12 protein-coding genes are annotated in these 12,987 nt (G+C 33.5%); 4 read left to right on the forward strand and 8 right to left on the reverse strand.

The window, feature by feature from the left end; genetic code table 11:
- Positions 1–634: 634 nt before the first annotated feature.
- Genes A9G17_RS01145 through A9G17_RS01155 form a run of 3 tightly spaced genes read right to left on the reverse strand, consistent with a single transcriptional unit; the run spans position 635 to position 5,659 of the window.
- The gene (locus tag A9G17_RS01145) at positions 635–1,765 is read right to left on the reverse strand and encodes an ABC transporter permease (protein WP_065737116.1); all 1,131 of its coding nucleotides are present in this window, start codon (positions 1,763–1,765) and stop codon (positions 635–637) included.
- Positions 1,766–1,770: 5 nt separating this feature from the next.
- Entirely contained in the window at positions 1,771–4,572 is a 2,802-nt protein-coding gene (gene rbbA / locus A9G17_RS01150) for a ribosome-associated ATPase/putative transporter RbbA (protein ID WP_065737117.1), read from the reverse strand.
- A gap of 13 nt (positions 4,573–4,585) precedes the next feature.
- On the reverse strand, positions 4,586–5,659 hold the full coding sequence (locus A9G17_RS01155) for an HlyD family secretion protein (protein WP_065737118.1): 1,074 nt from the start codon (positions 5,657–5,659) through the stop codon (positions 4,586–4,588).
- A gap of 254 nt (positions 5,660–5,913) precedes the next feature.
- Between A9G17_RS01155 and argE the strand changes: the two genes are divergently transcribed.
- Positions 5,914–7,077 carry an acetylornithine deacetylase gene (gene argE / locus A9G17_RS01160; RefSeq protein ID WP_141677600.1) on the forward strand — a complete coding sequence of 388 codons (1,164 nt, stop codon included), beginning with the start codon at positions 5,914–5,916 and terminating at the stop codon, positions 7,075–7,077.
- Positions 7,078–7,122: 45 nt separating this feature from the next.
- On the opposite strand, the gene A9G17_RS01165 is transcribed toward argE, so the two are convergent.
- The gene (locus A9G17_RS01165) at positions 7,123–7,470 is read right to left on the reverse strand and encodes a winged helix-turn-helix transcriptional regulator (protein WP_025315499.1); all 348 of its coding nucleotides are present in this window, start codon (positions 7,468–7,470) and stop codon (positions 7,123–7,125) included.
- A 114-nt stretch (positions 7,471–7,584) separates the two neighbouring features.
- On the opposite strand from A9G17_RS01165, the gene A9G17_RS01170 reads away from it, so the two are divergent.
- Positions 7,585–8,145: an NAD(P)H-dependent oxidoreductase gene (locus A9G17_RS01170; RefSeq protein WP_065737120.1), complete on the forward strand. Its 561-nt coding sequence runs from the start codon at positions 7,585–7,587 to the stop codon at positions 8,143–8,145.
- 262 nt (positions 8,146–8,407) lie between these two features.
- Here A9G17_RS01170 and rnz read toward each other — a convergent pair whose 3' ends face one another.
- The 3 genes from rnz to A9G17_RS01185 all read right to left on the reverse strand — a co-directional run bounded on the left by rnz (position 8,408) and on the right by A9G17_RS01185 (position 10,148).
- The gene (gene rnz / locus A9G17_RS01175) at positions 8,408–9,325 is read right to left on the reverse strand and encodes a ribonuclease Z (protein WP_065737121.1); all 918 of its coding nucleotides are present in this window, start codon (positions 9,323–9,325) and stop codon (positions 8,408–8,410) included.
- A gap of 101 nt (positions 9,326–9,426) precedes the next feature.
- Positions 9,427–9,861 (reverse strand): lysozyme inhibitor LprI family protein, encoded by a 435-nt coding sequence (locus A9G17_RS01180; protein ID WP_065737122.1) that lies wholly within the window; start codon positions 9,859–9,861, stop codon positions 9,427–9,429.
- Positions 9,862–9,920: 59 nt separating this feature from the next.
- Positions 9,921–10,148, reverse strand: a complete 228-nt coding sequence (locus A9G17_RS01185; protein WP_025315495.1) for a YccJ family protein — start codon at positions 10,146–10,148, stop codon at positions 9,921–9,923.
- Positions 10,149–10,221: 73 nt separating this feature from the next.
- Here A9G17_RS01185 and yaaA point away from each other — a divergent pair, with 73 nt between their 5' ends.
- Entirely contained in the window at positions 10,222–10,995 is a 774-nt protein-coding gene (gene yaaA / locus A9G17_RS01190; RefSeq protein ID WP_065737123.1) for a peroxide stress protein YaaA, read from the forward strand.
- A 10-nt stretch (positions 10,996–11,005) separates the two neighbouring features.
- Positions 11,006–11,962, forward strand: a complete 957-nt coding sequence (locus A9G17_RS01195) for an AEC family transporter (RefSeq protein WP_065737124.1) — start codon at positions 11,006–11,008, stop codon at positions 11,960–11,962.
- On the opposite strand, the gene A9G17_RS01200 is transcribed toward A9G17_RS01195, so the two are convergent.
- Positions 11,959–12,816: a carboxylate/amino acid/amine transporter gene (locus A9G17_RS01200; RefSeq protein ID WP_065739052.1), complete on the reverse strand. Its 858-nt coding sequence runs from the start codon at positions 12,814–12,816 to the stop codon at positions 11,959–11,961. The two genes, A9G17_RS01195 and A9G17_RS01200, sit on opposite strands and share 4 nt — an antisense overlap.
- Positions 12,817–12,987: the final 171 nt, after the last annotated feature.

The following is a 12,987-nucleotide window of genomic DNA, read 5'->3' on the forward strand; positions in this document are numbered from 1 at the left end:
TGTGGCTAAATTATAACAAGTAATTTTGTGAAAAAAATCACAATTAAATTCATTTTATTAACAAAATATTTCAATTTACTTACATAACCTTAAAATTAAGATTAACAAGTCGCATAACATGATGAAATTTGCACTATTTCTCAATGCTTACTAATTGATAATTAATAAGAAAATATACATATCCATCTATTTGAGATGGATACAAATATTGTACCTTTTTATTTCAAATTTGTATCAATAAGTAACATTTCTATTCAAAATCATGATTCATTGTTTTTTGAAATAGACTCAAATAATCTATTTATGTTGAATATTATTGCCTAGTTCTAAAAAGTTATATTTAGATTTTTTATTAAAGATATTGTACGTTTTGTTATGCAAAAATGCTTGAGTTAGTTTGCTATAACAAATTAATTTATTATAGTTTTTTTAACTGTATTGTAAAATCAATGACAGATCTTATTATGGTTATAAATTAGATGTAGTGATTTAATATTACCGAAATCTTATTCTGTGTAGATACCTTTTGTATGCATAAAAACATGCGTCTATTGCAGTAATAGTGATGAAAAAGAATAACAAGTCAAAAAGAGACAAAATAAATCATTTTGTCATATTATGAAGATATGGGATCTTATGATCCCATATTGACAATTGAACTACGGAAACGCTTAAGGGCAATGAGAAAGAACACACAACCAATGGCTAATAGCCAAGCATAGGAAGTCCAGACCACACTTAAACCCGCACCACGATATAAAATTGCTTGTCCTAATTCAACAAAGTGAGTAGTAGGAGCAAACAACATAATATTTTGAACCACTTCAGGCATACTCTCACGTGGCGTACTACCCCCAGAAAGCATCTGTAACGGCAAAAGAATTAAAATGAATAACATTGCAAACTGTGCTGTTGATTTAGCGACGGTAGCCATAAAGATACCAAGTGACGTTGTCACGAATAAGTGCAGAGCAGCACCAATCAAAAATAGAGTAATCGATCCCTCAATCGGTACATTAAGCCAACCTTGAACAACCAGTAAAAGTGCTCCCCATGTTGAAACCAGAACGACAAGACCCATAGACCAAACTTTTGAGATCATAATTTGAAATGGTGTAACTGGCATTGAAAGCAAGTGATCGATCGTGCCATGTTCACGTTCTTTCATTAAAGCAGCACCAGTCAAAATAATCGACAAAGTAGTAACAATGTTAATAATTTCAACAACCGAACCAAACCAAGACCGAGTTAAATTTGGATTAAATGCAGCATGAACTTCAATGTTAACTGGCAAACTGGTTGGTTTATCAATTTGATTAAAATATTTTGTTATTTCGTTATTCACAATTTGAGTAATATAGCCATTTCCAACAAACGCCTGCCCCATTCGCGTTGCATCAACATTAAGTTGAATTTCAGGACTTTGATTATTTAAAACATCGCGTTGAAAATTAGGCGGTATATTTAATGCAAAGGTATAACTGTCTGTATCCATTCCACGATCGACAACATCCATTGAATGTAATTTAACGGGTTTATTAAACATTGGTGGATAAAATGCTGCAATAATTTGCCTTGATAAAGGCGAATCATCTTCATCAACCACGGCTATCGAAGCGTGATGAAGCGAATCAGAAGTTGCTGTTGCAGCAGAATAAATATCAATTGTGAAACAGTAGGCGATTAAAAATAACATGATTGGATCACGAATTAATCCCCATAATTCTTTAATACCTAAGCGATAAATATTAATAAAACCTTGCATAATATCTATCCTTCTTGTTTCTTGAGAAGAAATATACTTGCACCAAGTATAATCGGAATGGTAATGAGTAATACAAATATTGAGTTATGTAAATCAAAAAGTCCTAATGCTTTATTGAAAACACCTCGCGCAATAACAAGCATATGACTTGTTGGATAAACTTCACCAATATATCGCCCAATACCCTCTAAAGATGCTACTGGATTGAGTAATCCTGAGAATTGTATTGCAGGTAACATCGTACCAACCGTAGTTAAAAATATAACCGCGACTTGACTGCGTGTTACTGTCGAAGCAAGCAATCCGAATCCTGTTGCAATAATACAATAAGCTAATCCAGCTAAACATATGGTCAGGAAGCTTCCTTTTATCGGCACATCAAATATGGTGATAGCCATAATTAGGAGTAATAAGAAGCTAAGCATCGAAATAACAATATAAGGAACTTGCTTACCTAATAAAAACTCAGTTCTTGTAACAGGAGTAACATATAAATTGATGATTGATCCCATCTCTTTTTCACGAACAACAGATAAGGCTGCTAACATAGATGGAATCATTAATAATAGAATTGGAATTACAGCCGGAACCATTGCTTGTAAACTTTTAACATCAGGATTATAACGATATCGAGTTTCAATGTTCGCCAATGAGCTCGATTCTGTTCCAGTTGTTGTTTTTATCTTTTCACTTAACCAAGCAAGATGCATACCTTGCACATAGCCTTTAACCGTATCTGCTCTAGATGGCATAGCACCATCAATCCAAATACCGATGTTAACGGGATCTCCGCGTTGTATATCTCGTCCAAAATTAGGCGGTATCTCGATAGCTAAAGAGATCTCATTACTTCTCATTCTTTGATCCATGTCATCATAATCAAGGATGGGTGGTTTTTCGATAAAATAGCGCTTAGACCCTGAAAGATTTAGAGTGTAATTTTGACTGATAATACTTTGATCACGATCTAACACTGCAAATCTTAAATCCTGTACATCCATGGTGATACCATAACCCATAACCAGCATTAAGATTGCCGAACCTAAAAAGGCTAATAAAGCACGCAAAGGATCACGTGATAATTCTAATGTTTCACGCCATAAACAACCAATCATACGAGTCAAGCTAAATCCTTGTAGATGATGGGTATCTTGAGTTACCTTAACGGGTTCATTAGTTACGGTTTTGGTGGTTTCACTCTCTTTTTCATCCATATTTGTATCATCTGCACCAGCATCAACTAAATAACGGATAAAAGCTTCTTCCAGAGTGTTCGCATTTTTAGAATGAATAATATTATCAGGTGTATCACTGGCTAATACTTTACCTGCATGCATTAATGAAATTCTATCGCATCGAGCAGCTTCATTCATAAAGTGGGTGGTAATAAATACGGTTACTTTATCCTTTCGAGAAAGCTCAATAATCAAACGCCAAAAGTCATCACGAGCAATGGGATCGACCCCAGAGGTAGGTTCATCCAAAATAAGAATTTCAGGATTATGAACCACCGCAACCGATAAAGAAAGCCTTTGTTTAACACCTAAAGGTAGACTTTCAGGCAAACTTTTAACGTCATTTTCTAAACCAAAACGTTTAAGTAGTTCATTAACTCTTGCAGGTATTTTGCTCTCTTCAATACCAAATAGGCGTGCATGTAAAATGAGATTTTGTTCAACAGTTAATTCACTATAAAGCGAAAATGCCTGAGACATATAACCTAAATGACGTCTAACATTGATATCACTGGCATCGACAGGTTTACCAAATAACCATGCTTCGCCTGATGATATCGGTAATAATCCAGTTAACATCTTCATGGTTGTTGATTTACCGCAACCATTTGATCCTAAAAAGCCAAATATCTCACCTTGTTTAATTGAAAAATTAACATGATCAACTGCAATAAAATCGCCAAATTGTTTAGTTAAGTCTTTAGCTTCAATTGCAACTTGTAAATCTTGATTTATGGCTAATGGGGGGATTTCGACGGCTTCATAACCTTCCCTAGCATCTTCTGGCATTAACTGAATAAAGGCATCATCTAAATTATTTTTACCTGTTTTGGCTAATAATGCTTGTGGAGTGCCTGTTTCAAGAATTTTACCGCCATACATTGCAACCAACCAATCAAAGTTTTGCGCTTCATCCATATAAGCCGTTGCAACAATCACGCTCATTTGCGGTCGTTGTTCACGAATTTTATTGATTAATTGCCAAAATTGGGCACGAGAAAGAGGATCAACACCCGTAGTTGGTTCATCAAGAATAAGTAAATCAGGGTCATGAATCAGGGCAGAACATAAACTGACCTTTTGTTTCATACCACCTGAAAGGCGACCCGCTGGTCTGGATAAAAAAGGATATAAGCCCGTACTTTTAGTTAATTCGTCAATACGGCGTCGTCTTTCCGCTGCGTCATTACCAAATAGACAAGCAAAAAATTGTAAATTTTCTTCAACTGAAAGTGTAGGATAGAGATTTTTGCCTAATCCTTGTGGCATATAAGCAATGCGTGTACAAACGTTTTTTCGATGTGATTTATCTTTCATATCACCATCAAGAACGTACACTAATCCTTCTTGGATAACATGTGCTCCTGAAATCAATGATAATAGACTGGATTTACCTACCCCATCAGGTCCAATCAATCCCACCATACATCTTGGTGGGATTGCAATACTGATATCATTGAGTGCACAAGTCTTTTTATATTTTAAGGTTACATTACTAACATTTACTACAGCATCATCAAGGGCTTTGCCTTCAGCAAGTAAAGCTAAATCCTTTTTATCCGATTCTGACATTTGCTATCTCCAATTATTTTGTTTGGCATTTTGCAACATCAGATAACTCTGAAGGCCACTCCGTATTAGGATCAAGTCTTACCCAAGCAACACCAGGAAGACCTGTTTTAACGTAGGTAATATAACATCTTAAAAGTTCTGGGCTTAATTGTGCTTTTACTCTAAACATCAACTTTTGACGCTCATCTTTTGTTTCTACAGTTTTAGGCGTAAACTGTGCAACACTTGATACGAATGAAATTTTGGCAGAAATGGCTTTTTCAGGTAAAGCATCAAGAACTAATCGAACTTCATCACCAATAGCGACTTTACCTACAATGGTTTCAGGTAAAAAGAATGTTAAATAAACATCTGATAAATTGACCAAATTCAAAACTTTACCACCAGAAGGTAAGACTTCACCAAGTTGAGCGATACGATATTGAATACGTCCATCGACAGGTGCAGTTAAAGTACTGTCATCGATATCAGCCTGAATTTGTCTAATATTTGCTAGAGCTACGTTTATCTCTGATTGAGCACTTTCCACGCCTGCTTGCGCAGCTTCAATTGCTGCATCGGCAGCCGCTACTTGGGATTTAGCGGAATCTAAAGCGGCTTTTGCGCTATTAACTTTAGCGGTATCATCATCAAATTGTTGAACTGAAATGGCACCTTTTTGATAAAGTGTAGCCGTTCTTTGTAAATGTTTATTCGCAATATCTAAATCACTTTCTTTTTGAGTAACGCCTGCTAACGCAGCTACTTTATCACTCATTTTTAAGGCAACTTGAGCTTTTGATGTAGCTTCATTACTCATTGCTTGTCGATGCTGTGCTTGAGCTTCATTTAACTTAGCTTGCAAAGTATCAGTTTGCATGATAACGAGAGGCTGACCTGCTGTGACAAATTCACCTTCATCAACATTAATTTTTTCAATTCTACCTGCTAGTTTTGTAGATATGTTGATTTCGGTTGCTTCTATACGCCCATTACCACTGATAAAATCGGGCCCATAACCATCGGTTTTGAATTGTTGCCACAAAACCACCAGAAGCGCGACAACGATAAGAGCGATAATGATCCATTTCTTGCTAATATTTTTCATGAATAATGCCTTGTTTGAATATAATTAATTTTTTATAAAGACTAAATGAATAATAAATTTTTGTAAACTTTATCCATATGGTTTAAATAATAACAAAAGTTCTTTATAAATAAAATAAACACAATAGTTAACAGCAAGAAATGTTAAAAATTTGAATTTAAATTATTATTTTAAATACCCTGATATGCAAATAATCATCTAAGTGCTATTCTTATCACCTTGTAAAAGGACATATTGACTATTTTTTTAAGGTGATTTCTATGGCTCTTCCATCTTTTTTAACACTATATAATGAACTTATCTCAACCCCAACAATTAGCAATGTTACTAATGAAAAATTAGATTACTCCAATAAAATTCTCATCGAAAAATTAGCATCGTGGTTTTCGGATCTAGGCTTTACTATCGATATACAACCCGTTCCGAATACTCGCGATAAATATAATATGCTGGCAACGTATACCAATGATGAAAATAGTACACAAGGTGGATTATTACTCAGTGGCCATAGTGACACTGTCCCTTTTGATGAAGGACAATGGACAAAAGATCCTTTCAAATTAACCGAAGAAAATAACAATTTATATGGACTTGGTACTGCTGATATGAAAGGATTTTTTGCTTTTATTTTAGATGCATTACGAGATATAGACCTAAAAAAACTGACTAAACCAATCTATGTACTTGCCACTGCCGATGAAGAAACTTCAATGGCGGGCGCATCGTTTTTTGCCCGACAAACACAATTACAACCTGATTGTACCATCATTGGAGAACCCACCTCATTAATCCCTATCCGTGCTCACAAAGGATTTTTATCTAATTCAATTAAAGTTATTGGTAAATCTGGTCACTCAAGCGATCCAGACAAAGGTATTAACGCTATCGAAATTATGCATTTAGTCATTGAACGTTTATTGCTCCTTAAACAAAAATTTAAAGAACAATATCATAATGAAGGCTTTAGTGTGCCCTACCCAACTCTAAATTTAGGTGTAATTCATGGAGGCGATGCAGCAAACCGTATATGCGGCTGTTGTGAATTAATTATTGATATACGGGTATTACCAAATAATGATGTTGATTCGCTCTATAATGCATTATGTGAAGCATTGCAACCTGTGATGGATAAATACCCTAATCGTATAGCAGTAGAATATGAAGTCTCACCAATTCCAGGCTATGAGTGTAAAAAAGATCATCCAGCATTACAACACATTGAAAAATTAGTCGGTCATCAAGCACAAACCGTTAATTACAGTACTGAAGCCCCCTATTTAAATCAAATTGCTCCAACCATTGTTTTAGGACCAGGATCGATTGAACAAGCTCATCAACCTGACGAATTTATTTCGATGGATTTTATAAAACCGACAAAATTAACTATTGAAAATTTAATTAAAGATTTCTGTCTTTAGTCATATAAATACGCCGACCATGTCGGCGAATAAAGTTTTTTCAGATTATGATAATGGGTCATCTTTATGATTATTTCCCCATTGGCAAAGCATATCTAAAATAGGAACTAAAGATTTACCTCGTTCTAATAACCCATATTCCACTTTAGGTGGAATTTGCGGATATTCTTTTCTAAAAATTAATTTATCTTTTTCCATCTCCTTTAGGGTATTACTCAGTGTTTTAAAAGAAATATTATTAATGCTTCGTTTAAGTTCATTGAATCGCATTGTTGGCTGATTCTCGTTTAACCAATAAAGAATCACAATTTTATACTTACCTCGAATCATTGAGAGTGTGTAATTAAATCCACTATTCTCAAAATGCTCTTCGGCACAATGATGATTTTCCATGTTGACACTTTCCATAAAGATAGTACATAACGGTAATTACCGTACTTCAAAATTAATCGTATTAATATTAGTATGACTTAATTATTGATAATAATATAGAAGGAATATTTAACAATGAAACGCACTTTAGTGATTGTTGCTCATCCTCACTTAGCCTCTTCAAGTGTTAACCGATGTTGGATTAATAGATTAAATCAGTATCATGAACAAATAACCATACATGATTTATATTCTTACTATCCCTCTTATAAAATAGACTCTAGTTTCGAACAAAACTTAATTGAAAATCATCAAAATTTAGTAATTCAATTTCCGATATATTGGTTTAATTGTCCACCATTATTAAAACAATGGTTGGATGAAGTTTTCACCTATGGATGGGCATTTGGTGCCATGGGCGATAAATTAAGAAGTAAAAAAGTAGGTTTAGCGGTTTCGGCAGGTATAAAGAAAGCGGACTATTCTAAAACCGGACATTATAAATATACACTTGAGCAAATTCTCAGCCCTTTTGAATTAACAATAAATTACGTTCAGGCTGATTATCAACCCATTTTTGCAATTTATGGTGCAAATAATGAGCCAGACTATCCAGATAAAATTACACAAAAAGATATCGATAAAAGTGCAGATGATTATGTGAATTGGATGAAAAAATTAGGAATGCTAATTTAAAATAGATCATTAAAGTTCATTCATGCTTATTACTAAATAAATCTACTATGACTAAAAAGTTAATAAATATACGGCATATTTATTAATTTTTTCTAATGTAATTGGTATTTAATGATTTTATTCTGAATAAAAAATGAAACGGTATAGACTCCTGAATATTTTTCACAAAAATCTATAATTTTTAGGCTCAATTAGCTTTTCTTGCAAAATTTTATTGCTGACTGAAATATCAGCAAACTAGCCGATAATGTCGGCATATTTTTTATATTTGGAACGTGGCAAAATCAGTTGCGATTTCTGTATGGTTAAAAATGTTCTTAGCCTCATTAACTAATTTGGCATTGTCATTAAGGGAATATCGAGGGCTTATATGCGTCATAATCAATCTTTTAACATTGGCTTGTTTAGCAATCATCGCCGCATGAACCGTGGTAGAATGACCTCGCTCAATTGCTTTTTGTTCTAATGCATCTTCTTGCGTTGCTTCATGGACAAGTACATCAACATCTTTAGCTAATTCAATTGAAGCATCACAAGGTATTGTATCACCTAAAATAGCCAATTTTTTCCCTTGCTTAAAATCACCAAGATAATTACGACCATCAATGACACGACCATCAGCTAGTGTTACTGTTTTGCCTTCTTTTAAATAGGCATAATGTGAACCCGTATTAATATTATCTTGCTGTAATTTGTTGATATCTAAGATAGGTGGCAAATCCCTTTCCACAACACGATAACCAAAACAAGGTACTCGATGCGCTAATAATTTGGCTTCAACCCGAAATTTAGTATCTTCAAATACTAAACCATCTTGCTCAAGTTCAATAATGTTTAAAGGATAAGTTAGCCAAGAATAACTAATATCAATCACAGTTTGAATAAATTGTTTGATGCCTTTGGGGCCAACCAAAGTTAGTTCTGATTGATTTTGGATTAATGAACGTGTAGTTAAAACACCCGGTAAACCAAACAGATGATCACCATGTAAATGTGTTATAAAAATTATCTCTAATTTGGCTAAGCTAAATTTTGCTTTCTGCATTTGCATTTGAGTCGCCTCACCACAATCAAAAAGCCATAATCGCCCTCTCTCTTGTCGGAGATCGAGCATAATACTACTTACATTGCGCTCAGCGGTTGGTAAACCTGCGCTTGTTCCTAAAAAAGTTAATTTCATAACATTTCAATCTTTTGTTGGATGTCTTATTACATACTCAGAATAACAATACCTAACTTTACTTAGATATAATAAGTAAAAAAATTCTATAACAGTAACAATCAATTAGACCGATAAAGATCAAGTTGTTTTGCTCGTTGAAAATTTAGTTCGGCTAGACAAGAGAATTTATACATATTTAGAGCATTATCAATTGCTCCGCCCCCTAACGAATAAGCAAAGTCACACTGTAAATCACGATATTTAATAAATTCTTTATTAGCTTTTTTAAGTTTATTTTTTGAAATTACGATATACTCTTTGTCTTCATCCCAATTTGAAAGTGTATTAAAAAAATTCTGCTGCGATTTATCTAACTCAGCTTGACTGGTATAAAAAATTTTTTCTAAACATTCAGTCAGTTCTGCTTCTGAAAGAGTATTATTACTACAATAATTGCGTAATTCTCTTTGGTTTAAATCAGCGTATTTCGAATTAGCATAAACTAATAGTGGCATAGAAATAATAAATATAGTCATTAATTTTATTATTTTCATAAATTTAAACATCCTGTAGATAACAAAAATTTATTTAAAATCGTGATTTATGTCATAAATCAAACGTTTTTACGTTCGATAGTTTGCTCACCCCAAAATAGCTTATCTGCTTTGGTTTTAGCAAAAGCGAGTTTTAATACTTCATCGCTTCCTTCTTCCCAAATCTGTTCTGCTAGTTTTTCATCATCATTAGCTAATTCAAAAATAGCTTCGGCAATCTCAATAGAAGTTTCACGAACACTGGCCCAAGAACGAATATCATGTATATCTTTTTTGGTTGGATTCATTTTATCACTCCTCTTTTGGTTGATTAGGTGTAAAATAACCCCAAACTATGCAAATTACAATAGGCAATCGCTTATGCTAACGATTATTTCTCCTTCTAAAACGCTTGATTATCAAAGCCCATTAATAACTCAAAAATATACTTTGCCACAATTTATTTCGTATTCAGAAAAACTCATCACAGATTGTAAAAAATTAACGGTTGATGATTTGGCTAAACTGATGTCCATTAGTCCTAAATTAGCTGAGATAAATCATGAACGTTTCCAAAATTGGCATTCTGATTTTAATTTAAATAATGCAAGACAAGCGATATTAGCTTTTAAAGGGGATGTTTATGAGGGGCTTAATGTAGAAGATTTTAATGATAATGATCTTCAATTTGCTCAATCACATTTACGAATTCTATCTGGGCTGTATGGTGTATTAAGACCGCTTGACCTAATACAACCTTACCGTTTAGAAATGGGCATACGTTTAAAAAACGGCAATAACAGTAATCTTTATCAATTTTGGGGCGATCATCTAACCGATCATCTCAATAAAGAACTCAGCAAATCCACTCATCCGACCTTAATCAATTTAGCGTCAAATGAATATTTTAAAGTCATTAAAGCTAAACAGTTGAAAGCGACAATTATTCAGCCCATTTTTTTAGATCAAAGCAAAGGCGAATATAAAGTTATTAGCTTTTACGCCAAAAAAGCGCGTGGGCTTATGAGCCGCTATATTATAAAAAATGGCATTGATAAGAGTAATGATATTAAAGATTTTAATCTTTCTGGTTATCAATTTGACTCGAAACGGTCAACTGAATTAGATTGGTACTTTATTCGTAATCACCAATAAAATAATCTCTATGAATTTTTTGATAACATTATGGGCACAGTTTTTATCTACTCTGCCCTTATTTATTTTAATATTGCTTGGATTTTTAGCTGTAAAGTTAGGTCGATGGCAAAAAACGGTCACTGATAGTTTAACTAAATTTACCTTTTATATTGCATTTCCAATAATGCTATTTCAGATAATGAGTCACTTTTCTGAGCAGTCAGAAATTGATATCAAACTGTTATTGGTATTTTTTGGTGGTTCATTTATCGTATTTGCTATTGGTTGCTTAATTGCATCAAAAATATTCAAATTAAATGGTTCTCAAAGCACTTTATTTGCAATGGGAGGCATCTATACCAATACTGTCTTTGTTGGTATCCCAATTATAAAAATGTTACTCGGCGATCAAGCTATCCCCATTGTCGCCATCATTGTTATATTCAATGCATTAATATTGTGGACATTAGCGACGGTATCAATTGAATTTGTACAAATGGGGAAACTCTCGGGGCGCAGCTTTATAAAGGCACTAAGAAATGTCTCAAAAAACCCGATTATTATTGGTATTTTCACAGGAATTGCCGTCAATTATATCGGTTTACCAATACCCAATTTTATTAATCAGTCAACGAAAATGGTCAGTGATATGACCGCACCTTTATCACTTATTGTATTAGGTATGGGACTTGCGGAGTATAAAATCCGCGACCAGTTTTTAATTACTGGTTCGATCTGTATTTTAAAATTGGCGATTTTACCAATTGTAACCTATATAGTTGGCAAACTTTTGGGATTACCAACTTTAGAGTTACAAGTTGTCGTATTATTAAGTTCGGTATCTATTGCCATCAATTGTTATATGATGGCAAGACAATTTGAGGTATTGCAAGGTCCTATTGCATCAAGTTTACTAATATCAACGGCATTATCATCTGTGACAACACCATTGATATTATCCATCATGACCCATTTACCTTATTAGTTAGAAGAACGATTTTTAATTTTGTAGTGTAGGATTAATGCTAAAATAATGACTACACTACCTAATATAAAACGCCCCCAATCAAGTGACTGATGCCAAATCACTACATTAACAATAATGCCAGTTGGAATGACCACATTATTCATAATTGCTAATGTTCCAGAATCAACTTTAGTCGCACCATAATTCCATAAAAAATAACATAATCCAGAAGCAATTACGCCAAGCCAAATAATAATGCCCCATTGTACATTAGTAGTTGGCAATTTGGATGCATCACCAAATAATAGCCAACCTATTGTTGCAACAATGACTGCACCTAAATAGACCCATGCAAAAGCTTGATGTTGTGGTAATGGGTAAACTTCTATAATTCTTTTATAACCAACCTGCCCTAAAGCAAAAACGATATTGGCTCCCTGAATTAATAAAAATCCAATGATAAAATTTGTACTAATATGGTCATAACGAATAATAGCCGCTCCGATTACGGCTATAATGGCAGTAAAAAGATAACTCAACCGTAACGGATGATGTTGCAATAAATCATAAATAACCGTGACGTAAATCGGTGTAAAAATAGTAAACAGCAACACTTCAGGCACTGAAATATATTGGAAAGAGTTATAATAAAAAAAGTACATGATACCTAATTGACAAGCCCCAACGCCCATTAAAAGTAACATCGTGTTTAGTTGAATGTTTCTAAAACGTAAAAAAGGCAGAAAAGTAATAAAGGCAAGTAAAACACGCATTACAACCGCAAACCAAGTATCAACCTGTCCACTTAAATAGACCGCTATAAAACTAAATGAGAATGACCAAACCAAAGTCACAAAGATAAGATAAAACATAATAAAATGAGTTAAATAGTAATAAATAGGCACGCATCGTAACAATTCATCTATCAGTTGTAAACCTTTTGAAATATAAATTGATTACAATGGTTAAAAGGATTAATCACTCTATCCATCTATTTATTATTTTTTTAAATATAGATATTAATAATTTGTAATATCAATAAA

Source organism: Gilliamella sp. wkB7, assembly GCF_001693435.1.
GTDB lineage: Bacteria > Pseudomonadota > Gammaproteobacteria > Enterobacterales > Orbaceae > Gilliamella > Gilliamella apicola_N.

Coding starts and splice junctions, on each gene's coding strand:
- A9G17_RS01145 (WP_065737116.1), bottom strand. CDS start 1,765: ATGCAAGGTTTTATTAATATTTATCGCTTAGGTATTAAAGAATTATGG.
- rbbA (WP_065737117.1), bottom strand. CDS start 4,572: ATGTCAGAATCGGATAAAAAGGATTTAGCTTTACTTGCTGAAGGCAAA.
- A9G17_RS01155 (WP_065737118.1), bottom strand. CDS start 5,659: ATGAAAAATATTAGCAAGAAATGGATCATTATCGCTCTTATCGTTGTC.
- A9G17_RS01165 (WP_025315499.1), bottom strand. CDS start 7,470: ATGGAAAATCATCATTGTGCCGAAGAGCATTTTGAGAATAGTGGATTT.
- A9G17_RS01170 (WP_065737120.1), top strand. CDS start 7,585: ATGAAACGCACTTTAGTGATTGTTGCTCATCCTCACTTAGCCTCTTCA.
- rnz (WP_065737121.1), bottom strand. CDS start 9,325: ATGAAATTAACTTTTTTAGGAACAAGCGCAGGTTTACCAACCGCTGAG.
- A9G17_RS01180 (WP_065737122.1), bottom strand. CDS start 9,861: ATGAAAATAATAAAATTAATGACTATATTTATTATTTCTATGCCACTA.
- A9G17_RS01185 (WP_025315495.1), bottom strand. CDS start 10,148: ATGAATCCAACCAAAAAAGATATACATGATATTCGTTCTTGGGCCAGT.
- yaaA (WP_065737123.1), top strand. CDS start 10,222: ATGCTAACGATTATTTCTCCTTCTAAAACGCTTGATTATCAAAGCCCA.
- A9G17_RS01195 (WP_065737124.1), top strand. CDS start 11,006: ATGAATTTTTTGATAACATTATGGGCACAGTTTTTATCTACTCTGCCC.
- A9G17_RS01200 (WP_065739052.1), bottom strand. CDS start 12,816: ATGTTTTATCTTATCTTTGTGACTTTGGTTTGGTCATTCTCATTTAGT.